The 26,907-nt window shown below is 64.8% G+C and carries 22 protein-coding genes; 17 read left to right on the top strand and 5 right to left on the bottom strand.

Annotated features, from left to right (window positions below):
• Positions 1 to 71 precede the first annotated feature (71 nt).
• Complete coding sequence (locus JOE41_RS04235; protein WP_209751049.1) at positions 72 to 1,055, top strand: LysR family transcriptional regulator; 984 nt, start codon at positions 72 to 74, stop codon at positions 1,053 to 1,055.
• A 33-nt stretch (positions 1,056 to 1,088) separates the two neighbouring features.
• Here the strand turns inward: JOE41_RS04235 and JOE41_RS04230 are convergent, their stop codons facing one another.
• Positions 1,089 to 2,138: a nitronate monooxygenase gene (locus JOE41_RS04230; protein WP_209751046.1), complete on the bottom strand. Its 1,050-nt coding sequence runs from the start codon at positions 2,136 to 2,138 to the stop codon at positions 1,089 to 1,091.
• A gap of 35 nt (positions 2,139 to 2,173) precedes the next feature.
• Here JOE41_RS04230 and JOE41_RS04225 point away from each other — a divergent pair, with 35 nt between their 5' ends.
• A complete protein-coding gene (locus tag JOE41_RS04225; protein WP_209751044.1) occupies positions 2,174 to 3,148 on the top strand; it encodes an N-acetylglucosamine kinase in 975 nt (324 codons plus the stop codon).
• Between the two features lie 58 nt (positions 3,149 to 3,206).
• Here the strand turns inward: JOE41_RS04225 and JOE41_RS04220 are convergent, their stop codons facing one another.
• Positions 3,207 to 4,298, bottom strand: coding sequence for a pirin family protein (locus tag JOE41_RS04220; RefSeq protein ID WP_011692683.1), 1,092 nt, complete (start codon positions 4,296 to 4,298; stop codon positions 3,207 to 3,209).
• Positions 4,299 to 4,647: 349 nt separating this feature from the next.
• Here JOE41_RS04220 and rsgA point away from each other — a divergent pair, with 349 nt between their 5' ends.
• The 7 genes from rsgA to JOE41_RS04185 all read left to right on the top strand — a co-directional run bounded on the left by rsgA (position 4,648) and on the right by JOE41_RS04185 (position 11,857).
• Positions 4,648 to 5,811 (top strand): ribosome small subunit-dependent GTPase A, encoded by a 1,164-nt coding sequence (gene rsgA / locus JOE41_RS04215; RefSeq protein ID WP_245200916.1) that lies wholly within the window; start codon positions 4,648 to 4,650, stop codon positions 5,809 to 5,811.
• A gap of 235 nt (positions 5,812 to 6,046) precedes the next feature.
• Positions 6,047 to 7,144, top strand: a complete 1,098-nt coding sequence (locus JOE41_RS04210) for an ABC transporter ATP-binding protein (protein ID WP_280873381.1) — start codon at positions 6,047 to 6,049, stop codon at positions 7,142 to 7,144.
• Complete coding sequence (locus tag JOE41_RS04205) at positions 7,144 to 7,854, top strand: ABC transporter permease (RefSeq protein WP_209751040.1); 711 nt, start codon at positions 7,144 to 7,146, stop codon at positions 7,852 to 7,854. The genes JOE41_RS04210 and JOE41_RS04205 overlap by 1 nt, the downstream gene beginning before the upstream one ends.
• The gene (locus tag JOE41_RS04200; RefSeq protein WP_209751038.1) at positions 7,851 to 8,597 is read left to right on the top strand and encodes an ABC transporter permease; all 747 of its coding nucleotides are present in this window, start codon (positions 7,851 to 7,853) and stop codon (positions 8,595 to 8,597) included. The genes JOE41_RS04205 and JOE41_RS04200 overlap by 4 nt, the downstream gene beginning before the upstream one ends.
• Positions 8,594 to 9,550, top strand: a complete 957-nt coding sequence (locus JOE41_RS04195; RefSeq protein ID WP_209751036.1) for an ABC transporter substrate-binding protein — start codon at positions 8,594 to 8,596, stop codon at positions 9,548 to 9,550. The genes JOE41_RS04200 and JOE41_RS04195 overlap by 4 nt, the downstream gene beginning before the upstream one ends.
• Before the next feature lie 127 nt (positions 9,551 to 9,677).
• Complete coding sequence (locus tag JOE41_RS04190; RefSeq protein ID WP_011692677.1) at positions 9,678 to 10,898, top strand: pyridoxal phosphate-dependent aminotransferase; 1,221 nt, start codon at positions 9,678 to 9,680, stop codon at positions 10,896 to 10,898.
• Between the two features lie 104 nt (positions 10,899 to 11,002).
• Positions 11,003 to 11,857 carry a polyphosphate kinase 2 family protein gene (locus JOE41_RS04185; RefSeq protein ID WP_011692676.1) on the top strand — a complete coding sequence of 285 codons (855 nt, stop codon included), beginning with the start codon at positions 11,003 to 11,005 and terminating at the stop codon, positions 11,855 to 11,857.
• Between the two features lie 38 nt (positions 11,858 to 11,895).
• On the opposite strand, the gene JOE41_RS04180 is transcribed toward JOE41_RS04185, so the two are convergent.
• The gene (locus tag JOE41_RS04180) at positions 11,896 to 12,126 is read right to left on the bottom strand and encodes an exodeoxyribonuclease VII small subunit (protein ID WP_011692675.1); all 231 of its coding nucleotides are present in this window, start codon (positions 12,124 to 12,126) and stop codon (positions 11,896 to 11,898) included.
• A gap of 65 nt (positions 12,127 to 12,191) precedes the next feature.
• Entirely contained in the window at positions 12,192 to 13,478 is a 1,287-nt protein-coding gene (gene xseA, locus JOE41_RS04175) for an exodeoxyribonuclease VII large subunit (protein ID WP_209751034.1), read from the bottom strand.
• Positions 13,479 to 13,664: 186 nt separating this feature from the next.
• Here xseA and JOE41_RS04170 point away from each other — a divergent pair, with 186 nt between their 5' ends.
• Together JOE41_RS04170 and JOE41_RS04165 are read left to right on the top strand one after the other, a co-directional pair.
• Entirely contained in the window at positions 13,665 to 14,537 is an 873-nt protein-coding gene (locus JOE41_RS04170) for a hypothetical protein (RefSeq protein ID WP_209751032.1), read from the top strand.
• Between the two features lie 9 nt (positions 14,538 to 14,546).
• On the top strand, positions 14,547 to 15,626 hold the full coding sequence (locus JOE41_RS04165) for a 4-hydroxy-3-methylbut-2-enyl diphosphate reductase (protein WP_011692672.1): 1,080 nt from the start codon (positions 14,547 to 14,549) through the stop codon (positions 15,624 to 15,626).
• 33 nt (positions 15,627 to 15,659) lie between these two features.
• Here the strand turns inward: JOE41_RS04165 and JOE41_RS04160 are convergent, their stop codons facing one another.
• Complete coding sequence (locus JOE41_RS04160; RefSeq protein WP_209751030.1) at positions 15,660 to 16,871, bottom strand: DNA recombination protein RmuC; 1,212 nt, start codon at positions 16,869 to 16,871, stop codon at positions 15,660 to 15,662.
• Positions 16,872 to 16,994: 123 nt separating this feature from the next.
• On the opposite strand from JOE41_RS04160, the gene ychF reads away from it, so the two are divergent.
• The 6 genes from ychF (at position 16,995) to JOE41_RS04130 (ending at position 26,895) form a co-directional block, all read left to right on the top strand.
• A complete protein-coding gene (ychF, locus tag JOE41_RS04155) occupies positions 16,995 to 18,080 on the top strand; it encodes a redox-regulated ATPase YchF (protein ID WP_043430854.1) in 1,086 nt (361 codons plus the stop codon).
• A gap of 1,363 nt (positions 18,081 to 19,443) precedes the next feature.
• On the top strand, positions 19,444 to 19,935 hold the full coding sequence (locus JOE41_RS21210; RefSeq protein ID WP_209753535.1) for a LuxR C-terminal-related transcriptional regulator: 492 nt from the start codon (positions 19,444 to 19,446) through the stop codon (positions 19,933 to 19,935).
• Between the two features lie 404 nt (positions 19,936 to 20,339).
• Positions 20,340 to 21,662 (top strand): nicotinate phosphoribosyltransferase, encoded by a 1,323-nt coding sequence (locus tag JOE41_RS04145; RefSeq protein ID WP_209751028.1) that lies wholly within the window; start codon positions 20,340 to 20,342, stop codon positions 21,660 to 21,662.
• A 642-nt stretch (positions 21,663 to 22,304) separates the two neighbouring features.
• A complete protein-coding gene (locus JOE41_RS04140; protein ID WP_209751026.1) occupies positions 22,305 to 24,083 on the top strand; it encodes an ABC transporter family substrate-binding protein in 1,779 nt (592 codons plus the stop codon).
• A gap of 176 nt (positions 24,084 to 24,259) precedes the next feature.
• On the top strand, positions 24,260 to 25,801 hold the full coding sequence (locus tag JOE41_RS04135) for an ABC transporter permease (protein ID WP_011692665.1): 1,542 nt from the start codon (positions 24,260 to 24,262) through the stop codon (positions 25,799 to 25,801).
• Complete coding sequence (locus JOE41_RS04130; protein ID WP_011692664.1) at positions 25,798 to 26,895, top strand: ABC transporter permease; 1,098 nt, start codon at positions 25,798 to 25,800, stop codon at positions 26,893 to 26,895. Before JOE41_RS04135 ends, JOE41_RS04130 begins: the two co-directional genes overlap by 4 nt.
• Positions 26,896 to 26,907 lie beyond the last annotated feature (12 nt).

The following is a 26,907-nucleotide window of genomic DNA, read 5'->3' as shown; positions in this document are numbered from 1 at the left end:
AATGGCATGCTTCCAATGCATGATTTACATAGAACAAATGCTGAAAACGGATCAATCTCAGGGAGGCCGCGATGGATATCGAGCACAAGCAGCTGGCTCAGTTGCTGCCGTTGCTTCCCGTCCTGTCCGAACTTGGCCGGACGCAGCACGTGACGGAAACGGCGGAACTGCTGGGCATGCCCCAGTCCACCGTCAGCCGGGCTCTCGCCCGCGCCAGTGCCGTGGTGGGCACTGAACTCCTGATCCGGGACGGCAGGGGAGTGCGGCTGACACCGGCAGCCAAGGCGCTGCTGCCCTACATCGATGCGGCGCTGAACGAATTCCGGACCGGGCTGGACCTGGTGCGGCACGAATCCGAGGTGGTGCGGGGAAGGATCGCCGTGGCGTTCCAGCACACCTTTGGCGAGGCGACGCTGCCGCTCCTGATCAATGCGTTCCACCACCGCCACCCGCAGACCGCCTTCGACCTCAGCCAGGGAGCCCGGGACGGCTGCCTGGCGGAACTCGCGGCGGGAACCGCTGATCTCGCATTGACGGCGCCCGTCGCCCCCGCGGGCCGGAGCATCGGCTCGGCCGCGCTGTATCGGGAGCCCCTGAGGCTGGTGGTGCACCATGAACACCGCCTGGCCAGGCGGAAGAGCGCCCGGCTTGCGGACATCAGACAGGACCCGTTCGTGGCCATGGGGCACGGATACGGCATGCGCTCACTGACGGACGCACTGTTCCGCGAGGCCGGTTTCCGCCCGCGCATCGCCTTCGAAAGCCAGGATTCCCACACCGTCCGAGGGCTGGTATCTGCCGGACTGGGTGTCAGCATCCTCCCTCCGGGAGGCCAGGCTCCGGGCCGGACAGTGACTGAGCACACCGGCAACCTTGGCTGGGTGGAGGTGCCGTTGACATCAGGACTGGCATTCCGTGAAATCGGCCTGGCATGGCGTGAACGGCGCGGCGGCCACGAGGCCGAGGCCGATCAGGTCAGGCTGTTCAGGGAAATGGTCCTGACCGAGGGGCCGGGGCTGCTGGCGGGACTTATCCGCGCGCGTTCAGGGGGCTGATCTGATCCGCCCGCTTCCGAGGGGCCGATCAGTTCAGGAAAGGGCCGAACCCGCAAGTATCCCGTTGATGACGTCCGAGACCGGACCGCCGCCAGCCTTCCGCCATCCGGTTCCCGCCCACAGGTTCAGCCTTTCCGGATCACCCGCCGCGGCGGCTGCTGCACGGATCGGAGCGGTGAGATGGTGGAGGGCCGGGTACCCTTCCGGTGCGTCATCGTGGTCGCGGACGAACGAATTGACCAGGGCACGCGCCTGCCTGCCGGTGAACGCACGGGTCAGTCGTGTTTCCGTGAAGCTTTGGCTGGCGAGGGCGTCCTTGTGGAGCTGGCGGGCGCCGCTTTCGTCGCTGCGCAGAAAAGCCGTACCCAGCTGGGCTGCCGTTGCGCCGGCGGTCAACACCGAGTCGAGGCCGGCGGAATCCATGATTCCGCCGGCCGCCACGAGGGGTACGCCGACGGCGGTGCGCACAGCGGCGAGCAGCTCCGCCGTCGTCGCGGGGCCGGGGGAGCCCGTTGTGCTTTCCCGGGCCAGGAAGGCGGCGCTGTGGCCGCCGGCGCTGCCGTGCTGGACCACAAGGATGTCCGCTCCGCGCTCCACGGCCAGCGAGGCTTCCGCCGGGCTGGTGACCGTGGCAATGATCGTGGAACCGGCGCGCTGGAGCGCGCGCACTTCGGCCTGCTCGGGGAAACCGAACGTGAAGCTGACAAACTCCACGGGATCCGCCAGCAGGGCGTCGATCTTGCCCTGCCACTCGTCGTCGTCGTCGAGGCGCAGCCCGGGAAGGGCCACCCCGTACCGCCGGGCGTCCGGCTCGAGGCTCTGCCGGTAGTTCTCCAACTGTTCCCTGACAGCTTGCGGGGGATTGAGCTGCGTCCGGTCGGGAACGAAGAGGTTCATGCCGAAGCGCGCCCCGGCGGAGCGCACCTCGCTGATGTCGGACTGCATGGCAGCCACGGTTTTGTAGCCCGCGGCCAGGAAGCCCAACCCGCCTGCCCGGTGCGCGGCCCGCACAAACCGGGGCGTCGATGTTCCCCCTGCCATGGGTGCGGCGATGATCCGTGTACCGAAAATGGTGCCCGTCATTCCTGCTCCTTGTGGTGACTCAGTAGTCTGTTCATGTGACTAATTCTGACAACCTGCCGGCAACGGATTCTGTTCCTTCCCCCGGCGGGCTCCCCGCCGCGACGTCCGCGGCACCTCCCGCTACGATCCCCGGCGCCGTAATCGGCCTGGACATCGGCGGCACCAAAACGCGCGGCGTCCGCTTCGAGGACGGGAAGGCCGTGGCCGATGAAAGCGTTGGCAGCTCGAACGTGCAGAACGTCAGCCGTGAGGAAGCGGCACTGCACTTGGCGGAGCTGTTCGCAAAGATCGACGGAGGCGCGGTGTCCCAGGTCTACGCCGGGGCCGGCGGCATCGACACGGACGAGGACGCGGCCGCACTCTCGGCTCTGATCGCGCCCCATGTGCCCGGCGCCAGGATCACAGTGGTCCATGACTCCCGGCTGCTGCTGGCGGCCGGCGGGGCGAGCACCGGGGTAGCTGTCATCGCGGGGACCGGCTCTGCCGCCTGGGGAAAGAACGACCAGGGCGAGGAAGCGCGGGCAGGCGGCTGGGGCTACCTGCTCGGAGACGAAGGCAGCGGCTACTGGCTGGGCCGTGAAGCTGTCCGGCACAGCCTCCGCCGCATGAACCAGGGCTTGGAACCCGACGAACTCACCACTGCCCTGCTGCGGTCGTGCAACATAGACGACCCCAACAAGCTCATAGCGCTTTTCCACTCACCGGAGACCGGCCGGCGCTACTGGGCGCAACGAGCCCGGCTCGTGGTGGAGGCGGCGGACGCGGGCCACGCCGCCAGCCAGGCGCTTGTCGAGCAGGCAGGCAGGGACCTCGCCGGACTGGCCGCCCAGGCATTGCGGAAGCTGGGCATCCAGGGCCCGGTGATCCTGGGCAGCGGCCTCGGCATGAACGTGGCCAGGCTGCAGGATTCCTTTAAGCGGAGCCTGGCCGCCGATGGCGTCACGGATGTGCGGGTCCTGGAGCAGGATCCCGTCTTCGGTGTCCTGCAACTTGTGGCTGAACAGGGATAGCCCCTGCCCTCAGGGTTCAGTGCGCCAGTCAGGCGGGTCCGTCACGTGCATGGGGGCGTCACGAACGGGTGCGGGGCCGGAGCCGGACACCCGGCAGGGGAGGCGCCGGGATGCGCCCGGCCTCGACCCCCGCATCCGGTCCGTGACCGCGGACCAGTCCGAACCGGGAGCCCTCGGCTAACGCGTCCGGAAGGTCTGCCTGGTTCTCCCAGTCCTGGCGGGCCTGTGCAACCTCATCATGGGTCCTGCCCACGAAATTCCACCACATCAGCAACTCTTCCTGGAGCGGCTCCCCGCCCAGCAGGATGAAGCGCGTGTCGGGCAGGGCCTCGACTTCCAGCAGGCGGCGGCCGATCCCGAGGTAACCCAGTGGGCCGGGTGGCACATCCTGCCCGTCGAGGGTGAGGCGGCCGTCAAGGACCAGCACCGCGTGCTCGAACTCCGGGTCGAGCGGCAGGGCGACAGGCCCGGAGCAGCTGACGTCCACGCCGACAATCGGGGAATACATCGTGGCCGGTGAGGACTCTCCCGCGAAATTTCCCACCATTACCGTTGCGGTGAATCCGTCTCCGGTGACTTCCGGGAGATCGCGGTGCTGCTCGAAGGCCGGGTCCCTGTGGCGTTCGCCGTCCGGAAGGGCGACCCACAACTGGAGGCCGCGCTGAAGGGGCAGTTCCGCCCCGGCGCCGGAATCTCCCGCCGCAACGGTCCCGGCGCCGGACGGCCCGGCGCCCATCGTTTCACCGGGGGAAGGCCGGTGCGGCAGTACGGCGAACTCGGAGTGCGAGACGCCCCGGCCGGCGGTCATGATGTTGAGCTCTCCCGGACGCACGATCACATCGCTGCCCACGCTATCGCGGTGCCTGATGTTGCCGGCCAGCGGCCACGTCACAGTCTGCAGGCCGGTGTGCGGGTGCGGCAGCACGGACATGGCCACCCGGTCCGGGCCGAAGCTGTCCAGGAAGCACCAGGCGCCGACGGTGGGCAGGCCCCGTTGCGGAAGCGTCCGGAAGACGTTCATGGCCCGGACTCCGCCGAGCGGAACCTCCCGTGCGGGCCACAACTGGAGGCACGGACCGTTTCCGGCGGATCCTCCGGGCAGTCCCGGCGGGCACACTTCTTCAATGGGGCTTACTTCAAGGTTCGTCACAGACCAACTCTAGGCCGAACAACCGGTTGCCGGCAGGCGGGCAGGCAACCGTAGATGAACGCGGGACGGCCTGACCCCTAGCCAAGCCGGGCTGGACGGTTTAGCCTTGAAAAGCCGCCGGCAGATGCGCCCGGCGAAGCAGACGGCATGACATCAAGATTCATGACCGCGGACACTGGGAGGTGGAGACGATGACTGCAATAATCCTGCGCGCCAAGAGCGCCAGCAACGTCATTATTCCTGCCCCGGACACAAGCACGTCCTGACCCGCAGCAGCTGATTCAAGCAGCGGAGTCCGTGCCAACGGGGCCTCACCAGAGGTTCTTTAGTGAAAACAACTCCAGGTCACCTGCTGACCGCAAAAGATTCAACACCCACCCACTCAGTTTCAACGCTGGCCGGTCCCGTGCATTACGGTTTCACAGCTCGGACGGCAGCACTTTTCGACGCCCATCCCGCCCCCGGCGGGGAGAGCCCCGGACGGGTGGTCCGCGTTGACCGGAACCGGGTCCTTGTTGCCGGGGCTGCGGAGCTCCTGCACCTGCCCTACCCGGCCCACGGCGAGATCCCTGCCACCGGCGACTGGGTGTGGCTCGGCTCCAACACGGCGGGGGAGCCGGCCGTCATCGCTGTGCTGCCGCGTCAGTCGGCGCTGAGCCGCAAGCGCGCCTTCGAAGCGTCGTCGGAGGCCCAGGTCCTGGGCGCCAACGTCGATATGGTGGGAGTCGTGGTCCCGGTGGACCGGCCGCTCACCCACAACCGGCTGGAGCGGACGCTGGTGGCGGCCTGGGACTCGGGGGCCACCCCGCTGGTGATTGTCACCAAAGCGGACCTTGCCGACATCGCGGACGACGTCGTCGGAAAGGTCATCCTGCAGGCCGCCGGCGTAGCTGTGGTCACCACCTCGGCGGAACAGGGCGACGGCCTCGACGAACTGCTCGGACACGTGCCCGCCGGCGGGACGCTGGTCCTCCTGGGGCCCTCCGGCGCCGGGAAGTCCACGCTGATCAACGCCCTCGCCGGGCACCACGCGCAGGACGTCGGGCCCGTCCGGTCCGGCGACGGCAAAGGCAGGCACACCACCACCTCCCGCGAACTTGTCCCGCTGCCCGGGGGAGCTGTCCTCATGGACACCCCCGGCGTGCGCGGCTTCGCGCTTTTCGACGCCGACGACGGAATGGGGGAGATGTTCGGTGACCTCGAGGAGCTGTTCGGCCGGTGCCGCTTCGCCGACTGCGCTCATGATCGGGAGCCCGGCTGTGCTGTCCAGGCAGCGCTCGCCGACGGGACGCTGGAGATCCGCCGATGGGAGAGCTACCTCAAACTCCAAGGCGAACTGGCGGCGCTCAACCGCCGGCACGACGCGGCAGCCCGGCGGGCGTACCAGCGTGAATGGCACCAGAAGGTGGTAGTTGCCGGCAAGAGCCAACGGGCGGCCGAGCGCTACGGGCACGAAAAGGGCGCCGACCGCGCCGGCGGCGAGGGAAAACGGGGTAAACGGAAGCGCAGCTGACGCGCGGACGAGGGTCGACGGCGGTGCCGGGTCGCGGCGGATCGAGCAAGCCGGCGCCGCCACCCATCCAAAAGGCGCAGGTCACCGAATGCTTACGGTAGCCGCGGCACCGCTGACTTTGTCCGGGCCGCTGGTTACGCTGTGTATTACCTGCTTTACAGCCGAAAATCAGCAAGCTTATGATCTTCCGGCTTGACCGTCCGATGTTGCCGCCAACAGTTAGGTAAGCCCGGAAATGGCTGAAGCCATGATCGAATTCCAGAGCGTCACCAAGCAGTACCAGAGCGGGCAGCCGGCCGTGGACAACCTCACCATGTCCATTGACAAGGGCTCAATCACGGTCTTCGTCGGGCCCTCAGGCTGCGGCAAGACCACCTCCCTGCGGATGATCAACCGCATGGTGGAGCCCACCTCCGGCACCATCACCGTGGACGGTAAAGACGTCACCTCAGTGCCCGCCGCGCAGCTGAGGCGGTCCATGGGCTATGTCATGCAGTCCTCCGGGCTCATGCCGCACCGCTCGGTTCTGGATAACATCGCCACGGTCCCGCGGTTGAATGGCGTCCCCAAGGCCGAGGCTCGCAGGCGCGCCGAAGAACTGCTCGACGTCGTCGGGCTGGCGTCGGTGCTCGGCAGTCGCTACCCCTCACAGCTGTCCGGCGGACAGCAGCAGCGGGTCGGAGTGGCGAGGGCGCTGGCGGCTGACCCGCCCGTGCTGCTAATGGACGAACCGTTCAGCGCGGTGGACCCAGTGGTGCGGGACGAACTGCAGCAGGAGCTCCTGCGGCTGCAGCGCGACCTCGCCAAAACCATCGTTTTCGTCACCCATGACATTGACGAAGCCACCGTGCTTGGGGACAAGGTTGCTGTCTTCGCCACCGGAGGAAAACTGGCTCAGTATGCCACCCCGGAGGAGATCCTCAGGGCTCCGGCCAACGACTTTGTGGCCTCGTTCGTGGGCAAGGACCGCGGGTTTCGTCACCTGGCATTCAGCCCCTCCGACGCCGTCACCCTCCATGACGTTCCGACGGTCAGCCGCAGGGAACTGGAGGCCGGTGCTGCCGGATTGGGCGGCGACTGGCTGCTGGTACTGGATGCGGAGTCCCGCCCGCTCGGCTGGACAAGCCCCGGTGCCGGCTCCGTGCTGATACCCGGCGGTTCGCTTTTCCGGAAGGGGGACACGCTCCGGCGCGCCCTTGACGCAGCGTTGTCCTCACCCTCGGGTTTGGGCGTCGCCGTGGACGCGGACGGCAGGCTCGCCGGAGTCCTTAAGGCGGACGAGGTGCTCGCCGTCATCGAATCGGCCCGGCTGGTCCGGCAGGGTGCCCTCTGATGGAATGGTTCCTGGCCAACAGCGGACGGGTGTTCGAGCTCGCCGGCCAGCACCTCGTGCTTGCCATCGTGCCCATGGTCCTTGGCCTGGCGCTCTCGATTCCGCTGGCCCAGTTCGCCCGGCGAAACAGGACGCTGCGCTCCGTGGTGGTCACGGCCACGTCCCTGCTCTACACGGTCCCGTCCCTTGCCCTGTTCATCATTCTGCCGTCAATCCTGGGGACCAGGGTCCTTGACCCTGTCAACGTGATCGTGGCCCTCACCATCTATGCCGTGGCGCTGCTGGTGCGCGCCGCGCTCGACGCCTTCGATTCCGTGGACGAAGATCTCCGGCAGGCCGCCGTCGCCATGGGGTTCAAGCCGGGCGCGCGCTTCCTCCAGATCGATCTCCCGCTCTCCCTGCCGGTGCTGTTCGCCGGGCTGCGGGTGGTGTCCGTCAGCAACATCTCCCTGGTGAGCGTGGCGGCCCTCCTGGGAATCGGTAACCTCGGCATGCTCTTCACCTCGGGCCTCCAACGGGGCTTCATTACCGAAGTCGTGGTTGGGATCATTGCCATCCTGGTGCTGGCACTTTTGATGGACGCGCTCCTTGTGCTCCTGGAACGGCTGCTGACGCCGTGGACGAGGGCCGCCCGCAGAACGGACAAGGCTGCCCTCCCTTCGGCGGCCGAGCGGCTGTCCGACGTCCGGGCGGGAGGTGCGTCGGCATGAGCAACGTTTTCACGGACACCTTCGCCTGGCTGGGCGACCCCCTGCACTGGACTGGAAGCTCAGGCATTCCCGCAAGGCTGGCTGAGCACCTGCAGTACACGGGACTGGTGATGCTGATTGCCACCGCCATAGCCGTCCCCATCGGCCTCTATGTAGGCCACACCGGGCGCGGCCGGGTGGCGGTGGTTGCCTTGGCCGGCGCACTGCGGGCATTGCCCACCCTGGGCCTGCTGACCCTTTTCGTGCTCCTGGCCGGCATCGGCCTGATGCCTCCTATCTGGGCCCTAGTGATCCTCACGGTCCCCCCGCTGCTCGCGGGCACCTACGCCGGGATTGCCAGTGTGGACCGGAACGTCGTGGACGCAGCCCGGGCCATGGGCATGACCGAACTGCAGGTGCTGTTCCGGGCGGAATTTCCCAACGCACTGACGGTCATGTTCGGCGGATTCAGGACCGGTGTGCTCCAGGTGATCGCCACCGTCTCAGTGGTGGCCTACATCAACCTCGGGGGACTGGGCCGGTATCTCTTTGACGGACTGGTGTTGTCTGATTTTCCGCAGATGCTGGGCGGCTCGCTGCTGATAGCAGCGCTGGCCATCACCGTCGATCTGCTGCTCGCTGTTTTCCAGAGGCTGTTCCTGTTCCGGGGAGCCTCTGCCATGCCAGGCCGGAGCCAGCAGGCCCCGGTTGATCTCACAGGCCCCGTGCCCGCGGAGCCTGTTGTTCAAGGAGGTACATCATGAAGGAAACCAACCCTAGTATCCTGTGCCGCCGCGCTTTCGGCGGCCTGGCCGCCGGCGTCGGGCTGGCCCTGGCCCTGTCCGCGTGCGGCGGTGGTTCTGATCCGCTCGGAAGCGCTCCGGCCACGGGCGGTTCCGGCTCGGGTTCAGCGCTGGTGATCGGATCTGCTGACTTCCCCGAAAGCCAGATCATTGCTGAAATCTATGCCGGTGCCCTGAACGCGGCCGGCGTGACCGCAAGCACCAAGCCAAACATCGGCTCGCGCGAGGTGTACTTCAAGGCTGTCCAGGATGGCTCCGTGGACGTTATTCCCGACTACAGCGGTAACCTGCTGCTGCATGTGAACAAGGAAGCCACCGAGGTTTCGGCGGAGGACATTTACAAGGCGCTCCCGGCCAAGCTCCCGGAGGGACTGGCCGTCCTGGAAGCGTCCAAGGCCGAGGACAAGGACGCCATGGTGCTAACCAAGGCTACGGCGGAGAAGTACCAGCTCAAATCGATCGAAGACCTCGCGAAGGTCTGCAGCGAGCTTGTCGTAGGAGCTCCGGCCACCTTCGCAGAGCGCGCCTATGGCCTGCCGGGATTGAAGAAGAACTATAGCTGCGAACCCAAGAAGCTGGAACCGTTCAGCGACGGCGGCGGCCCGATCACCGTCAAGGCGCTGCTCGAGGACAAGGTGCAGGTCGCTGACATCTACACCACCACGCCGGCCATTGCCGACAACGACCTGGTGGTCCTGGATGACCCCAAGAACAACTTCATCGCCCAGCAGGTCCTGCCGCTGTACAACAAGGCCAAGATGACCGACAAGGCCAAGGAAGCGCTCAATTCCGTTTCCAAGATCCTCACCACGGAGGACCTGATCAACCTCAACCGCGCAGTCAGCGGCACGCAGAAGCAGAATCCGAAGGACGCAGCGGCGGCCTGGCTCAAGGACAAGGGCCTGGTTAAGTAGCTCAAACCAGCCAACACGAGTCCGACGGCGCCTGCCGGACCTCACAAGGTCCGGCAGGCGCCGTCGCCGTTCTCCGTGTGAGTCAAGTCTCAGCGGAAGTACATCCTCCATATGGCATATTTGATGGATGGCAGAATTCAAGCAGTCCACCAAGCTTCATAATGTCCTCTACGACATCCGTGGACCGATTCTTCAGGCCGCCCAGCAGATGGAGGCAGAGGGTCACCGGATCCTCAAACTGAACATCGGAAACCCGGCACCGTTTGGTTTTGAAGCGCCGGACGCGATCCTGGTGGACATGATCCGCCATCTGCCGCACGCCCAGGGCTACAGTGACTCCCGGGGCATATTCTCCGCCCGGACGGCAGTGTCCCAGTACTACCAGACCCGCGGTATCCAGAACATTCACGTGGACGACATCTACCTCGGCAACGGCGTCAGCGAGCTCATCACCATGTCGCTCATGGCGCTCCTCGACGACGGCGACGAGGTTCTGATCCCCACGCCCGACTACCCGCTCTGGACCGCCTCCGTCGCCCTCGCAAGCGGTCGCCCGGTGCACTACCTCTGTGATGAGGAGTCCGGCTGGCAGCCGGACCTGGAGGACCTCGAATCCAAGATCACCCCGCGAACCAAGGGAATCGTGGTGATCAACCCGAACAACCCCACCGGTGCGGTGTATCCCGAGGAGACCCTCAAGAAGATTGTGGCCCTGGCTGAGAAGCACGGCCTGGTCCTTTTTGCGGATGAAATCTACGAGAAGATCCTGTACGAGGACGCTGTCCACGTGAACCTGGCCGGACTCACCGGCGACGACGTCCTGTGCCTGACCTTCAGCGGGTTGTCCAAGGCATACCGCGTGTGCGGGTACCGGGCCGGCTGGATGGCGATCTCCGGGCCAAAGAAGGACGCGGCCGACTACCTCGAAGGCATCAGTCTCCTTGCAAACATGCGCCTGTGTGCCAACGTGCCTGCCCAGCATGCCATCCAGACGGCATTGGGCGGATACCAGAGCATCAATGATCTGATCCTGCCAGGGGGCCGCCTGCTGGAACAGCGGAACAAGGCCTACGACCTGCTCAACGCCATCCCCGGCGTCAGCACGCAGCAGGCCAGGGGAGCGCTGTACCTGTTCCCGAAACTGGACCCCGAGGTCTTCCACATCCGGGACGACGAAAAGTTCGTCCTGGACCTGCTCCGTGAGCAGAAGATCCTCGTTTCCCACGGCCGCGCCTTTAACTGGGTCCGTCCGGATCACTTCCGGATGGTCACCCTGCCCAACGTGAAGGATATAGAAGAAGCAATCGGCCGTATGGGGGACTTCCTGAGCCGGTACCAGGGGAACTAGCCTGATGGCAGCAGCGCCGCCCGGGTTTCCCGGGCGGCGGCAGCCGGACGCGGCCGCGAGGAAGCGGAGCTCCGGACTGGCGGAACATCGGCGGAAGGCTTCACATGTCAGGACTCGAAACGTTCAACGAACACCCGTCAGGAACCCTCGCGGCCGGTGACGGATTCAGGCTGTCCGACGTCGATCCGGATTCCACGCCGGGGTACCCTGGCGGCAAATCCGACGGACAGGCCCTCCTGGCCGAACTCGACGGCAAACTTGCCACCCTCCAGGAGCAGTTGTTCGCCGAAGCTAAGTTCGGCGGCACCAAGCGCGTCCTGCTGATCCTCCAGGCCATGGACACCGCAGGGAAGGGCGGCATTGTGGCTCACGTGGTCGGCGCCATGGACCCGCAGGGTGTGCAGCTCAAGGCGTTCAAGGCGCCCACCGATGAGGAAAAGTCTTACGATTTCCTCTGGCGGATCGAAAAGGAAGTACCCGCGGCCGGCATGGTGGGCGTCTTTGACCGCTCCCACTATGAAGATGTGCTCATCCACCGCGTCCACGGCTGGGCCTCCCCAGAAGAGCTGGAGCGGCGCTACACGGCGATCAACGAATTTGAAGCCAGGCTTACGGCCAGCGGAGCCCGAATAGTCAAGGTGATGTTGAACATCAGCCGGGACGAACAGAAATCCCGCTTGCTGGCCCGGCTGGACGATCCTTCGAAGCACTGGAAGTACAGCAGCGGTGACCTGAAGGAGCGTGCCTTCTGGGATGACTACATGGCCGCATACCAGGCGGCATTCGACAAGACGCATACCGAAGTGGCGCCCTGGCATGTGGTCCCGGCGAACAAAAAATGGTACGCGCGCATCGCCGTGCAACAGCTGCTGCTCCAGGCCATGGAAGACCTCCACCTTGAATGGCCCGTTGCGGAATTCGACGTCGCGCTCGAGCGCAGCCTCGTGGAAAGGTCCTGACGGACCACGCCCGGGACCCGGATCCTAGGACTCCGGACTTAGGACTCCGGACCGGCCTGGTTACGGGCGGCGGCCAGCCGTTTGCGCGCGCCTTCCAGCCACTCCTCACATCGTCTGGCAAGGGCCTCGCCCCGCTCCCACAGCGCGAGGGAGTCCTCCAGGCTGGCGCCGCCGGCTTCCAGCTTGCCCACCACGGCCACGAGCTGCTCGCGGGCCTCTTCGTAGCTCAGCGCTTCGATGTCTGCGTTCGGGTTGTGTTCTGCTGCCAATGTGTTTGCTCCCTGCTGGTGATGAGTGGATGGGCGCTGCCGGGATGTCCGGAGCTGGGCTAGTTTCAGCTATCTGAAATCCGTTGACCGCCCGTGGACCGGGCGGAAAAGGACCCGCCGGCAACCCGTACGAAAAGATCCGAGCCCTCCGGAGCCTGCGAAGGGTGCCGAACGACTGCAAGCGGCTCGTCCTCGGCCCGGGCCGCCCCCGAAACCTGCACCACGGCGTAGCCCCGATCCAGAGTCTGCTGCGGCGAGAGGGAGCGCACCTGGCTGCGGAGATGGAGGATCTGGTCAGCCCCTCTCAGAACTGCCGTGCTAATGGCTGCACGGGAGCGGCTGCTGAGCCGTGCCACGTCTTCGGCACGGGCGCTGACCATGACCTCCGGCGCGGCGAGCACGGGCCTTGAATGCAGGGAAGCCAGCCGGTCGGACTCCCGCTCCACCAGGCGGTGCACTCCGCGCCGGAGCTGGTCCCGTGCCTGCCGTACCCGGTCAAGTTCCTCCACGACGTCAGGAACAATCCTCTTGGCGGCGTCCGTGGGCGTGGAAGCCCGGAGGTCAGCGACGTCGTCGAGGATGGGACGGTCCGCTTCGTGGCCGATCGCGCTGACCACCGGCGTCGAGGCGTTGGACACTGCCCTGATCAGATCCTCATTGCTGAAGGGGAGGAGGTCCTCAAGCGCACCGCCGCCCCGGGCAATCACAATGACGTCAACATGCGGGTCGGCATCGAGGTCCCGCAACGCACCCATAATCTGGGAAACAGCGGTGTTTCCCTGCACGGCAACTTCCCGGATCTCAAATTCGACCGCGGGCCACCGGAGGGCGGCATTGCGCAGCACGTCCTTCTTGGCGTCGGAATCACGTCCGGTGATCAGACCGATCCGATGGGGGAGGAGCGGGAGGCGTTTTTTCCGGGAGTCCGCAAAGAGCCCTTCCATGGAAAGCGCGTGGCGGAGTCGCTCAATCCGCGCCAACAGGTCTCCCAGCCCCACCGGCCGGATGTCCTTCACCGACATGTTGAGGCGTCCGGTCTTCAGCCAGAACTCGGCTTTCAGGAGGGCCACAACCCTGGAACCCCGTTCCAGGGGAACGTCCTGGCGATCCAGCACATTAGACCAGATGGACGCAGGCAGCGAAATTTCGGCGTCTACGTCCCTAAGTGTCATGAACGCGCTGCCGCCGCGGCGGTTCAATTCAATGACCTGGCCTTCGACCCAGGCGGAGGGAGTCCGGTCGATGTGGGCCTTGAGCTTCTGGGACAGTAGCTGCAGGGGCCAGGGATTGTCCGGGCTCGTCTCAGCAGCCGTGGCAGGAACCGTGGTGGCCGCGGGCACGTTGTCAGGCACGGTCGGACCCTGACGGGAAGGGAGCCTTGGGCATGGGAATCCTTTGCGGGTGGCAGTGCATCAAAAACGGACTGGCATCAAACCGAATCAACTCTATCCATAGCTCTACCACTGTCGGCCGACATTTTTTCTTCCCCGCCGGCACCCCTAGGATGGCAGTACCGCCAACCACAACCGAGGACTCCCTTGCGCACCTTTGTCTCCGCTGCCGCCATTATCCTTGGGCTGCTGCTGGCCGCCGTCGCCGTTCCAGCGATCTGGGTTGACCGGAACATTGTGCAGGAGGACGGCTTCGTTTCCCTCGCCGCTCCCTTGGGCAAGGACACCGTCTTCCAGGAACGGCTGGCTTCGGCAGCAGTTGGGAGCATCGATCCGGCCGGCCGCATCCCTGAACCGTTCACGGAACTGGTCCAGCCGATCCTCGACTCTGCCGCCAAATCCCTGACGGCGCTCCCCGGCTATCCGGCAGCCTGGGAGGAGACGCTGAGGAAGAGCCACCGGCTTAATTTCCCGTCTTCCGGGGCCGCCTCGCCCGAGACGGAACCGTCCACGTCCCTCACCCTGGATGTGGCGCCCCTGGTTGGCCTGCTGACCAAACAGATCTCGGAAGCAATGAATGTTCCGTTGGACGCGCCGGATCAGACGCTGATCAACATAGGACAGCCGAGCCAGCGTCAACTCGTGGACCAGGTTTCGGCGTACGCACCGATGGGCTGGCCGGTGGCTGCAGGCTCCGCCATCGCCTTCCTGCTGGGCCTCATTGCCGCACGCCGCCGCTGGACTGTGCTGGTGGGCACGGGAGCCGGGGCGTTGGTGCTCGCGGCGGTTTGGAAACTCGGCTCGGACGCGGCCGGACTCGCGGTGGGCGGAACAGCCAGCGGTAACGAGGTGGCGGACATCTTCAAAAGCGAATTCGTGGCGGCATCCTCCGAACGGTTCGGGCAGTGGATCTTGGCGGCACTCATTGCCGGCGCAGTCCTCATCGTGGCGGGTGTCATTCTCCGCGTCGTTGCTGGTGCCGTTGTTGCGGTCGCCGGACGCGACCAGCGTTCCCGGTAGCATTGAACAATGACCACCTCTGCTGTCTCCATCCCCATGCCGTCAATTCCACGCAGGCGCCGATCGCCTGAGGACGTGCTGGCTGCGGCCCCGGTGCCCGGACCCAAAAAAGTGCTTCTCGCAGCTCCCCGCGGCTACTGCGCCGGAGTTGACCGGGCAGTCATTGCAGTTGAGAAGGCACTGGAACACTATGGTCCGCCCGTGTACGTCCGTAAGCAGATCGTCCACAACGTTCACGTCGTGAGCTCGCTTGAGGAGAAGGGCGCCATCTTCGTTGATGAGACCGATGAGGTCCCCGAAGGTGCGCTGGTCATCTTTTCGGCCCACGGGGTATCGCCCGCAGTGGTGCAGTCGGCAGAAGACCGTGGCCTGCGGACCATTGACGCCACCTGCCCGCTGGTCACCAAGGTCCACCGGGAAGCCGTCCGATTCGCCAAGGACGACTTTGACATCCTCCTCATCGGCCACGACGGCCACGAGGAAGTTGAAGGCACGGCCGGTGAAGCTCCTGAGCACATCCAGATCATCAACGGCCCGCACGAAGTGGATAAGGTAACGGTCAGGGATCCCGAGAAGGTCATCTGGCTGTCGCAGACCACACTGAGCGTGGACGAAACGATGGAAACAGTCCGGCTGCTGAAGGAACGCTTCCCGACGCTGCAGGACCCGCCCAGCGACGACATCTGCTACGCCACCACCAACCGCCAGGTGGCCATTAAGAAGATCTCCCCGCAGGCCGACCTGGTCATCGTGGTGGGTTCGGCCAATTCCTCCAACTCTGTCCGGCTAGTGGAAGTTGCACTGGAATACGGTGCCAAGGCGTCCTACCGCGTCGACTTCGCCAACGAAGTGGATGAGGCGTGGTTCGAGGGCGTCGCCACGGTTGGCGTCACCTCCGGCGCATCGGTTCCGGAGGTGCTGGTCAAGGATGTGCTCCGGCTCCTTGCGGACTACGGCTACGGCACCGTGGAGGAAGTGGTCACAGCGGAGGAAGACCTGCTCTTCTCCTTGCCCAAGGAGCTTCGCGCAACGCTCAAGAAGTCCGGCGACGTGACCCGCGCCCTTGGCGGACGAGGCGCGCGGGCCTGACGCACTCCCGGCTGGTTCCTGTCCGGCTGCCGACTAGGCGGCGGACTCCTCCGACTGGAGTTCCGGTGCTGCCACGGAGCGGGGAGTCACCTCGATCGCAGGCGGCGTCGTCAGTCCTTCGGCCTCGAGGGCGTTGAGTTTCCGTGCGGTGGGGAGGACACGGGCTTCGAGCGTTCCGACCATGGAGTTGTAGCGGTCAACGGAAGTCTTCAGCGAGGACCCCAGCTTGGTGACGTTTTCACCGAGCGTTCCCATCCGTTCGTAGAGCTGCCGTGCCAGCTCGAAGAGCTCGCGGGCACTGTCTGTCAGGACATCCTGGCGCCAGGTGAACGCCACTGACTTCAGGACGGCCAGGAGGGTGCCGGGGGACGCGAGCACCACGTTCTTGTTCAGGGCGTAGTCCAGGAGGGCGGGATCCGCCGCTAGCGCGGCTGCCAGGATGGATTCCGCCGGCAGGAAGCAGATCACGAGTTCCGGCGAGTTGCCCGGAATGTCCCAGTACTTCTTGGTGCTCAGGGCGTCCACGTGCGATTTCAATGCCTTGGCGTGTGCCGCCAGCAGCGCGTTCTGGCCGGTGAGCGCCGGCCCGGTCTGCTGTTGCCCCGCCGAGGAGCCCATGTCTTGGGCCTCCAAGTACGACGCCAGGGGCACCTTGGCGTCCACCACAAGCTGCTTCCCGCCCGGAAGCTGGACCACGAGGTCGGGCCGGACGGCGTTCCCCGCACCGGCGCTGTGCTGCTGCTCGTGGAAGTCCACATGGCGGAGCATGCCTGCGGCTTCCACGACGCGGCGGAGCTGGACTTCGCCCCACTGACCGCGGGCGCTGTTGGAGCGCAGGGCGGATTCAAGGGCGTGGGTTGAGCGAAGAAGCTGTTGGTCGGAGAGGCGGGCCTCCTGCAGCTGCTGTGCCAGCTGCCCGTATTGCTCCAGTCGGTCACGTTCAAGCAGGGACACCTGCTGCTGCACCGCCGTAAGTTTCTCTGCCACAGGCGCCAGGGCGCGAAGGACGCTGCCGTCCTGATTGCGTGACTCGCCCAGCTCCCGGTTCTGTGCCGACAAAAGGCGCCGCTCGGCGTCGGCCGCCGCGAACTGGGCGCTGACCTCCGAGAGGCGGGCGGAAACGCCGTCGAAGTCCTGCTCCAGGGCCACGCTGCGCCGCCGGAACACCACGTAGGTGCAGGCTGCGCCAATCACGGCGCCGAGAATCAGCATCAGCAGGGCTAGTATCAGTGCAAAAGCGTCCATGTGTTCACTTTGGCACGGGCCCCTGACATTTTTGGCGCAGACGCACGCGCCGGTCATGGTCCGGGGCGGTCAGGAACCAACGGACGCAGGGCTCCGGCCCGATTGCCGGTAGAATTAGTGCTCGTGGCTCTTACTATTGGCATCGTCGGACTGCCCAACGTCGGCAAATCAACTCTTTTCAACGCACTGACCCGCAACCAGGTGCTCGCGGCGAACTACCCGTTCGCCACGATCGAGCCGAACGTCGGTGTGGTCAACCTGCCGGACCCGCGGCTCGCCAAGCTGGCCGCCGTTTTCGGATCCCAGCGCCTACTGCCTGCTCCGGTGTCGTTCGTCGACATCGCCGGGATCGTCAAGGGTGCGTCGGAGGGCGAAGGCCTGGGCAACAAGTTCCTCGCCAACATCCGTGAGGCCGAGGCCATTGCCCAGGTTGTCCGCGTGTTCGATGATCCCGACGTCATCCACGTCGACGGCAAGGTGGATCCCCGCTCGGACATGGAGACGATCAACACCGAACTGATCCTGGCCGACCTTCAGACCATCGAAAATGCCATTCCGCGGATCGAAAAAGAAGTCAAGATCAAGAAGCGCGAAGCCGCCGAGCTTGCTGCCATCAAGGCGGCGCAGGCCGTACTCGAACGAGGCGACACGATCTTCTCATCGGTCAAGAGCGACAAACTCGAGATGGAACACCTCAAGGAGCTCAGCCTCCTGACCGCCAAGCCCTTCATCTACGTCTTCAATGCTGACGAAGGAATCCTCGGCAACCCCGAGAAGCAGGAAGAACTGCGGGCCATGGTTGCCCCGGCGGACGCCGTCTTCCTCGACGCAAAGCTGGAATCCGACCTCGTGGAACTGGATGAGGAAGAAGCCCGCGAGATGCTGGAAATGAACGGCCAGGACGAATCGGGCCTTGACCAGCTGGCGCGCGTCGGCTTCCACACCCTCGGGCTGCAGACCTACCTGACGGCAGGACCCAAAGAGACACGCGCCTGGACCATCCACCAGGGCGACACGGCACCGCAAGCCGCCGGTGTGATCCACTCCGACTTCCAGCGCGGCTTCATCAAGGCCGAAGTCGTCTCCTTCGACGACCTCATGGAGGCCGGTTCCATGGCCGAGGCAAAGGCCCGCGGCAAAGTCCGCATCGAAGGCAAGGAATATGTCATGGCCGACGGCGACGTGGTTGAATTTAGGTTCAATGTGTAGTTCCTGATCCCCCTGTGAGACCTTTTGCGATAGCCGCCAAGAACACGTGCTCTTGGCGGCTATGTGCTTTTTTGCGAGCCTTTTCCTGGTCAGAAGGACGCCGCCGGCATTTGCGGACTAAGGAATGACCGGCCACTGTTCGAGTGGTTCGCCGGGCGCGACACCGTCGAGCGCCAGGAAGCCCAGCCATTTCTTGGGTTACAGGGGAATGCCGGAGAGTTGCTGTGGCACGTACCCGATGAGGCGGCGAGCCTCAAGCTTGTGCCGGGCCACCTCAATGCCCATCCCCTCGATCGAGCGGATGTGAGCGGGCCGGCCCGGGCGCGGCCAATCCCCCGCAGCAGTCAGCATGTCGCGTTTTGCCGTGCTTGCCGCTGTAGCGGTCTCGTCCGCCCTTGCGGAGTGGACATCTGCGTCGGAGGGGCGTGAGACCCGCTGTCCGGGCCGTTGAGAAATGGACGGACTTAGCGGGCGGAGGATGGGCCTTGCGCCGGAACGGCGAGGCCGGAAGCTTCCGCCTTGGCGGGCTTGTGCGGGTTTCCTGCTTCCTTGGCGCAGTGGATGCAGCAGTACACGCCCGATTCACTGTCGACCGGATGCCCCACGATCCGGCAGCCGCAGTTTTCACACGCCGGCGCCATCATATGTATGGCGCATTCGAAGCTGTCGAAAGTTCCAGTCTGGTTGCCCATGGAGACGGTGAACGTCTTTCCGTCGGGGCTACCGCAAACATCGCATGCTCCCATTATCCGTCTCCTCTTTCGCGCATGGTCTAGACCCAGTTAATCGCTTGTATGAGTTTCTTGATAGGGGCGAAGGTCCTTGCAGTGCACCAGGCCCCAGCCCGCCGAGGGTCCAATGTGCCTGGGGCATCATCTCGCATCCCTCCCCAACGCAGCCAAAATGTTGGGGTCTGGTGTGAGGACACGCCCGGTCGTGGGCCGCGTGAGCGTCAAGCGGGAGAGGCTGGTGGGCTTGGGCGAGGTTCATCCCGCAGCGGTGTAGGGCCCGCTTCAGCGATTCGCTAACAGCGCCTTCGAGTCAAAGGCGGCGACAGATCGGAACAGCAATGATGGCTGACCCGAAACCCGGTGCGTCCGAGGGGGCTCAAGGCGGGGGAGCCCGGGTCAGCGCGGGAGGCGTCCCGGCGGATTCCTGCTCTACGGCCGGTGATGGCGGTTCTTGATGATGATCTTCCGGACGGTTCCGGTGTGGATGTGTGCCGGGCCGTCGCCGCGGCGGACCCTCCTATTTCGCTGTGTTCTGATGACCGGCGACGACGACGAGTCCTGCTGATTGACTCTGTCCTGGCCAGTGCGTGGGGTTGCTTGTCCAAGCTGGATGACAGCAGCGAGCATCTCAGCTGAGTCCGCCGGGTACCGGCCGGACAGACCGCTTACAGCAGTCGGTTCCTTCCAGGGCTTTTGGGTCAGGTGTCGGGGGAGCTGACCGTCCGGAGGAGACGCTCCTGCGTCTGTCGAACCGGGAAGCCTCCGTCGCCCTCGGTCTGGCCAGAGGTTGGAGCCACCGCCAGATCAGCCGGGAGATGTTTCTTGCGGAAAAGACCGTGAAGAATATGGTCGCGTCGATGCTGATGAAGCTCGGCATGGCGCGCGGGACGGAGGTCGCTGAGCTGGTCACCGGTGCGCTGAATCGTCCCGAGGTCTCCGCCTGTGCCGGTTACCGGTCCGGCCGGTCCCCGGACTGGTCGCTGAAGTCACCGCTGCCCTGGCGGACTGCACCAGCCAGGACCGCACAGGGCCGCAGACAGCCCTGCGTGCCGGCGCTGCGGCCCGGCTCGCCGCTGCCCTTGACGCGACCCGGACGCAGCCGATGGGGCATGGCTCGAGGCTGAACCGGCGCCGCGGATCGAGGCCTGGATCCGAAGGGTTCCTGCCCATCCGGTGAGCGGGGGTCCTGGGCCCGGGCGTGGAAAGCCCCAATGTTCTTTTCAGGGAAACATCGGGGCGCCGTATTGAAACCATATTTTCGGCCGTTTTCCAGGTCAAATCGTGGTGGCCGGATGCGGTGCTCCGGTGCGGCCCGCATAATTTTGGGGGCACGCCGTACCGGTTGTCGGTTCCCCCCGCACCTGTCTGCGGAGTTCGTGGTCCGGGGGAGGGGTCCACGCCTTCGGGCCCCGGACCCCGAGTGCACGCGGCCGCGGGCGCCTGCGGCCCCGACGGCTGCAGTCTGAGTTCGTCCCAACGCCGGCCCGGGCGGCCTCCTTTTCCGGTCCGCCCCGCCCTAGAGTGAATCATGGACACTTCGGCCGGACCGGACGGATCCCGGACCTCACTGTTTACTGATCACTATGAGCTGACCATGTTCCAGGCGGCGCTCCAATCCGGGGCCGCACACCGCCGGTCCGTCTTCCAGGCCTTTGCCCGCGGGCTCCCGGCCGGGCGCCGGTACGGGATCGTGGCCGGCACCGGCCGACTCCTTGAAGGCATCGTGGACTTCCGCTTTGACCAGGACGACCTCGATTTCCTGGCCGGCACCGGGGTGGTTAATCAGGACACGCTGGAACACCTGTCCGCCTTCCGGTTCTCCGGTGACATCTGGGGCTACCCGGAGGGCGAGGCCTACTTTCCGCACTCCCCCGTCTTGATCGTGGAATCGACCTTCGCCGAGGCCTGCGTCCTGGAGACCTACGTCCTGTCGGTGCTGAACCACGACAGCGCCATCGCCTCGGCCGCGTCCCGAATGACCAGCGCCGCCGGCGACAGGCCCTGCATTGAGATGGGTTCCCGCCGCACGCATGAGGAAGCCGCCGCGGCGGCGGCCCGCGCGGCCGTGATCGCGGGCTTTTCCGGCACGTCCAACCTGGCCGCCGGCCGGCGCTACGGCCTTCAGACCGTCGGCACCGCGGCCCACTCCTTCACGCTGGTCCACGACTCCGAGCGCGACGCCTTCGCGGCGCAACTAGCCTCGCTGGGGCCAGGCACCACCCTGCTCGTGGACACGTACGACGTCGAAGCGGCTGTCCGCACCGCCGTCGACCTCGCCGGCGACAAGCTCGGGGCCATCCGGCTCGACTCTGGAGACCTCGTGGCGCAGGCACGCTGGGTCCGCGAACTTCTGGACAGCCTTGGCAATGTGCACACCAGGATCGTGGTGACCTCGGACCTGGACGAGTTCTCCGTCGCCGCGCTGCGGGCAGCGCCGGCCGATTCCTACGGGATCGGCACATCGCTGGTGACGGGTTCCGGGGCGCCGACCGCCGGCATGGTCTACAAGCTGGTGAGCCGGGCCGGCGTGTCCGGCGGGCTCGTTGCCGTCGCGAAGACTTCCAAGGACAAGATCAACGTAGGCGGCCGCAAGTTCGCGGTGCGCCGCCTGGATGACCGCGGCACGGCCACCCATGAGGTCCTGGGCGTGGAGCATCCCCCAGCGGTCGGCAAGAACGGCCGACCGCTCCTGCAGCAATTCATGATGGACGGCGAACTCCTGCCCGGCTGGACCGGGCCGGACGCGGTGAGGCGGGCGCGGGAGCGGCACACGGCCTCCATGGCGGAGCTGCCCCGGGTCGTGGACCGGCTGCAGCCCGGTGAACCGGCCATCCCGACCATCTACGAGTGAAGCGTTCGACGTACCGCCCGGGATGGCGGAATACCATTTCCCGGAGGCTGATATCAGTGAGCTCGCCCAGCTCATCCACGGCACACTTTCCTCAAGCGCCGCCAGGGGCGCCGGGGCCAGATTCGACGACGCCGGCCGGCCGTTGCGTCTCGCGGCCTGGCCTGGGTGACACTGGCAGGTGTCCTGACACTGATCCAGTCCTTGTGACCCCGTCGGAACGGGAATGTGGTACCGAACGAAGAGAATAGGCTTACGGCCTGCGACCGCTGAGCAAAGGGAATTCCGTGACGGAACGTGTGGAGCTCCGCTTCAACATGTAGTAGCAGCACCCAGAAGTCAGTGATTGAGCATTAACGGTAAAGGCCCCGATTCCACAGAATCGGGGCTTTCGTTGTGATTGGACCCGCCCGCGGGCTGGTTTTCCGCTCCCGCCTTCTCTAGGAATTGAAACGGCTCTGCCTGTCCATTGTTGCAGCTCGGTAACAACCTTTACTCACGGGCAACTTTGGTCCCATGCGCATTCTTTTCGGGTCTAGGCTACTGCTCATGTGAGGCTAGCCACATTCTCACTGGGGGAATGGGCGGTCTGGCCGGCGCCTACAGCGGCGGTCTTTTCAACACCACAGAAACATAGGAGGCGGAATGCGCTTAGGTCGTATTTCCAAAGCGATAGGCGTCGCGGCTGCTGCTGCGCTAGCTCTCAGCGCCTGCGCCGGCAACAGCGGCGGGACAACCCCGTCAAGCGCTACTGCCGGCAAACAGGGTGGTTCAGCCACTGTGGTTGAAGTGAACGCGTTCAACACGTTCAACCCCAACACTGCCGACGGCAACACTGACATCAACTCGAAGATCAGCTACGCCACCCACTCGGGTTTCTACTACATCGATAACCAGCTGAACGTTGTTCGCAACGAAAAGTTCGGCAAGATGGAAAAGACTTCCGATGACCCCCTGACGGTGAAGTACACCATCAACGAGGGAGTCAAATGGTCCGACGGCACTCCGGTGACGGCAGCCGACCTCCTGCTGCAGTGGGCTGCTTTCTCGGGTTACTACGACGATGCGGACTCGGAAGCGAAGACCGGCACGTCCTACTTCTCCTACGCGGGTGATCCCACCGGACTCAAGCTCACTGACTTCCCGGAGCTGGGCGACGGCAACCGTTCCATGACCATCAAGTACTCCAAGCCTTTCGCCGACTGGGAAACCATCCTTGGCGGTCCCGGGATCGACATCGCAGCCCACGTCCTGGCCAAGAAAGCCGGACTGACCGACGCCAAGGCGCTGGTGGACTACCTGAAGGAAAAGCCGAAGGGCGATCCGAAGGCCCCGAAGCCGGCCGATGAGAAGCTGAAGGCCATGGCGGATCTTTGGAACACCGGTTTTGACACCAAGACTCTGCCGTCCGATCCGAGCCTCTTCCTCTCCAACGGCCCGTACATCGTCAAGAGCGTCACCCAGGACCAGTCCCTGACCATGGTCCGCAACAAGGACTACAACTGGGGCCCGGAGGCCAGCCTGGACGAAATCACGGTCCGCTACATCGGTTCCGCTCCGGCGCAGGTGCAGGCACTCAAGAACGGCGAAGCGGACATCATTGCGCCGCAGGCCTCGGCAGATACCATCGAGCAGCTCAAGGCGCTTGAAAGCCAGGGAGTCACCGTGGAACAGGGCAACCAGCTCTCCTACGACCACATCGACCTGAACTACTCGGGTCCGCTGGCCGAAAAGAGCGTCCGTGAGGCGTTCATGAAGACCGTTCCGCGCAAGGACATTGTGGACAAGATCGTGAAGAAGCTTGACCCGGAGGCCAAGCCGCTGGACTCGCAGCTATTCGTTCCGGCCCAAGCGGCCTACGCTGATTCGGTCAAGAACAACGGTTCTTCCGCTTACCAGGACGTGGACATCGACGGTGCCAAGGCGCTCCTCGCCGGCAAGACGCCTGAGATCCGCATCATGTACAACAAGGACAACCCCAACCGCGTTGACGCTTTCTCCCTGATCCGCGAGTCGGCCACCAAGGCCGGCTTCAAGATCGTTGACGGCGGCCTGGGCAAGTCTGACTGGGGCAAGGCCCTCGGCGACGGCAGCTACGACGCCACCATCTTCGGCTGGATCAACCCCGGTGTCGGCGTTTCCGGCGTCCCGCAGATCTTCCGCACCGGCAACGGATCCAACTTCAACCAGTTCAGCGATCCGGAAGCCGACAAGCTGATGGACGAGCTGATCGTCACCACGGACCGCAGCAAGCAGGATGAGCTGAGCAAGGAGATTGACAAGAAGATCTGGGAATCCGCTTACGGCCTTCCGCTCTTCCAGTCCGTCGGAGTGGACGCCTACAGCGACCGGATCACGGGCGTGAAGTTCATGCCGAACCAGACCGGTGTTTGGTGGAACTTCTGGGAGTGGGCTGAGAAGTAAAGCCCCGCTCAGCGAGCAACAGCAGGTGAAGGCGCCGGGACAAATGCACCAACGTCCCGGCGCCTTCTCCGGCACCACCGGCACTCGCCGGCTTTCCGCCCACCTCAATCGGAAAGCCGGACTGATTCTGCGATGGGCCCGGTCAGATCCCGGCCCGGATATCGAGGCTTTGCACCATGGTGACGTACATCGTCCGGCGACTGATTACGGCCGCACTCATACTTCTCGGGGCATCATTCCTCGTGTATCTCCTGACAGCGTCGTCAGGGGATCCGCTGGAGGAGTTCCGCGCCAGCAGCGCTCCGAACAAACAACAGCTCATGGACTCGCGCAGCCAACTCCTTGACCTGGATACCCCGGCACCCCTCAGGTACTTCAAATGGCTCAGCGGAGCAGCCAGGTGCCTGGTCCCTTTCGGCAGCTCCTGCGACCTTGGAAAGAACATCGCCGGACAGCCGATTACCGATGCGCTCGGATTTGCGCTGGTGCAAACCCTGACACTTGTCACCGGCGCCACGATTCTGGCAATCCTTATCGGCATTGCCCTGGGCATCATCACGGCGCTTCGGCAGTACAGTGCACTGGACTACGGCGTGACGTTCATGGCCTTCCTCTTCTTCTCGCTCCCTATTTTCTGGGTTGCGGTGCTGTTGAAGGAATACGGGGCCATCGGCTTCAACGACTTTCTCCGCAATCCTGAGATTCCGCTCCCGGTGGCACTCGGGATCGGTGCCGTCGCCGGCCTGATCGTTGCCGTTGCCGTCGGCGGGGCCGCCCGCCGCCGCATCGTTTCAGGCGGTACCGTGTTCCTCGCGGTCAGCCTCATCCTGGTCTATTTCTCCGTTGTCCAATGGTTCCGGAACCCCGGTCTTGGACCAGTGGTCATAGCGATTGCCGGGGTGGGCCTGGCGTTCGCCGTCACCCTCCTGGTAGCGGGGCTCAAGAACCGGAAGGCCCTGCAGGCGTCGCTGATCGTTGTGGCACTTGGAGTGGTGGCCTACTTCGCGGTCCAGCCGCTCCTGAACCAGGCGACGGCCATCATGATCGTCCTGCTGGGAATCGCGACAATCGGCGTGGGCGTAGCCGTGGGCTACCTGATGGGCGGCTACGACCGGGGCCAGTCAATGCGCGCCGCCGGCATCACTTCCTTCCTGGTGGGCGGTCTGGTGCTCATGGACCGCTTCATGCAGGCCTGGCCCAGCTACTTCAGCAACAGCAGGGTCCGGGGCAGGCCGATCGCCACCATCGGTGCAGGCACCCCCAACATTCAGGGCGACTTCTGGATCCTGACACTGGACACCTTCACCCACCTGATTCTTCCGACCATGGCCCTCATCCTCGTTTCGCTGGCAAGCTACACGCGGTTCACCCGGTCGTCCATGCTGGAGATCATGAACATGGACTACATCAGGACAGCCCGTGCCAAGGGCCTCTCCGAAAGGTCCGTGGTGATGGGGCACGCGTTCCGCAACGCACTGATTCCCATTGCCACCATCGTTGCTTTTGATATCGGGGCGCTCATAGGCGGGGCCGTCATCACGGAGACCGTGTTCTCCGTCCGGGGCATGGGGTTCCTCTTCCTGGACGGCATCATGCATACGGACCCCAACCCCGTCATGGGCGTATTCGTTTGCGTGGCAGTGACCGCGATGGTGTTCAACCTGATCGCAGACCTTGCGTATTCCGCACTCGATCCCCGCGTAAGGATTAAGGCATGAGCCAGCCAACCCAGCAGGAAGAATTCCTCGCCGAGCACTCACACCCCAGGCCGCCTGGTGCGTCCCTGGAGCCGGACGCGAAGGGGCTCAGCCAGGGACAAATAGTCCGTAAGCGGTTCCTGGGCCACAGCGGAGCCATCGCGGGCCTGTTCATTTTTGCCATCATCTTCCTGATGGCGTTCACGTCAGTGGGCTGGGCCGGGATTCCGGGCTGGTGGAAATACAACCACCTGGATGTCTCACCACTCGTCAATGACGGCGTTCCGACCGCGTCCCTGTGGCCGCCGGCCTGGGGCGAACACCCGTTCGGCCAGGACCGGATCGGACGCGACCTCTTCGCCATGACCATGCGTGGAGCCCAGCAGTCCATCATCATCATGCTCCTCATCGGGACCATCGCCGGCCTGCTCGGCACCGTGGTGGGTGGCCTGTCGGGCTATTTCCGCGGGTGGGTCGAGGCCGTGCTGATGCGGATCACCGATGTCATCATTATCATCCCCGTGCTGCTGCTCGCCGCCGTTGTCGCCCAGAGCGTCAACCGCCGGGACCAGGGAGGCTGGTTCTCGGGTTTCGCGGCCAGCAACGGAATCCTGATCCTGGGAATCTTCCTGGGCCTCGTCAGCTGGGTTGGCCTCGCCCGGCTGATGCGCGGGGAGTTCCTCACCCTGCGTGAACGGGAGTTTGTCGATGCGGCACGCATCTCGGGAGCCAGCAATTCACGGATCATCTTCAAGCACATCCTGCCCAATGCCATCGGTGTGCTGATCGTTAACGTGACCCTGACCATGTCCGCTGCCATCCTGCTGGAAACAGCCCTGAGCTACCTCGGCGTCGGTGTGAAATCACCGGACACTTCACTGGGCCTGCTTATCTCACAAAATCAGGAAGCATTTGCCACCCGGCCATGGCTGTTCTGGTTCCCAGGCCTCTTCATTGTCCTGATCTGCCTCAGCATCAACTTCATTGGCGACGGACTTCGCGATGCGTTCGATCCGAGGCAGAAGAAGTTCAACGCCAAGAAGGCCAAGGACGTGAAGCCTGCTGGGGCGCCGAATGCCCCGGCTGCAGCAGCCGACGGGTCAGCGGGCGACTGAATGCGCCCTGTC

This window comes from Arthrobacter sp. PvP103, assembly GCF_017833075.1.
In the GTDB taxonomy this organism is placed as follows: Bacteria; Actinomycetota; Actinomycetes; order Actinomycetales; family Micrococcaceae; genus Arthrobacter.
The sequence above is the reverse complement of the archived record's forward strand: the minus strand, read 5'-3'. Positions and strand labels throughout refer to the sequence as shown.

What these genes read in the sequence shown, in the direction of transcription:
- JOE41_RS04235 (WP_209751049.1), top strand. Translation starts at nt 72, where the DNA reads ATGGATATCGAGCACAAGCAGCTGGCTCAGTTGCTGCCGTTGCTTCCC.
- JOE41_RS04230 (WP_209751046.1), bottom strand. Translation starts at nt 2,138, where the DNA reads ATGACGGGCACCATTTTCGGTACACGGATCATCGCCGCACCCATGGCA.
- JOE41_RS04210 (WP_280873381.1), top strand. Translation starts at nt 6,047, where the DNA reads ATGGCTGAAGCCATGATCGAATTCCAGAGCGTCACCAAGCAGTACCAG.
- JOE41_RS04205 (WP_209751040.1), top strand. Translation starts at nt 7,144, where the DNA reads ATGGAATGGTTCCTGGCCAACAGCGGACGGGTGTTCGAGCTCGCCGGC.
- JOE41_RS04200 (WP_209751038.1), top strand. Translation starts at nt 7,851, where the DNA reads ATGAGCAACGTTTTCACGGACACCTTCGCCTGGCTGGGCGACCCCCTG.
- JOE41_RS04195 (WP_209751036.1), top strand. Translation starts at nt 8,594, where the DNA reads ATGAAGGAAACCAACCCTAGTATCCTGTGCCGCCGCGCTTTCGGCGGC.
- JOE41_RS04190 (WP_011692677.1), top strand. Translation starts at nt 9,678, where the DNA reads ATGGCAGAATTCAAGCAGTCCACCAAGCTTCATAATGTCCTCTACGAC.
- JOE41_RS04185 (WP_011692676.1), top strand. Translation starts at nt 11,003, where the DNA reads ATGTCAGGACTCGAAACGTTCAACGAACACCCGTCAGGAACCCTCGCG.
- JOE41_RS04165 (WP_011692672.1), top strand. Translation starts at nt 14,547, where the DNA reads ATGACCACCTCTGCTGTCTCCATCCCCATGCCGTCAATTCCACGCAGG.
- JOE41_RS04160 (WP_209751030.1), bottom strand. Translation starts at nt 16,871, where the DNA reads ATGGACGCTTTTGCACTGATACTAGCCCTGCTGATGCTGATTCTCGGC.
- JOE41_RS04145 (WP_209751028.1), top strand. Translation starts at nt 20,340, where the DNA reads ATGGACACTTCGGCCGGACCGGACGGATCCCGGACCTCACTGTTTACT.
- JOE41_RS04140 (WP_209751026.1), top strand. Translation starts at nt 22,305, where the DNA reads ATGCGCTTAGGTCGTATTTCCAAAGCGATAGGCGTCGCGGCTGCTGCT.
- JOE41_RS04135 (WP_011692665.1), top strand. Translation starts at nt 24,260, where the DNA reads ATGGTGACGTACATCGTCCGGCGACTGATTACGGCCGCACTCATACTT.
- JOE41_RS04130 (WP_011692664.1), top strand. Translation starts at nt 25,798, where the DNA reads ATGAGCCAGCCAACCCAGCAGGAAGAATTCCTCGCCGAGCACTCACAC.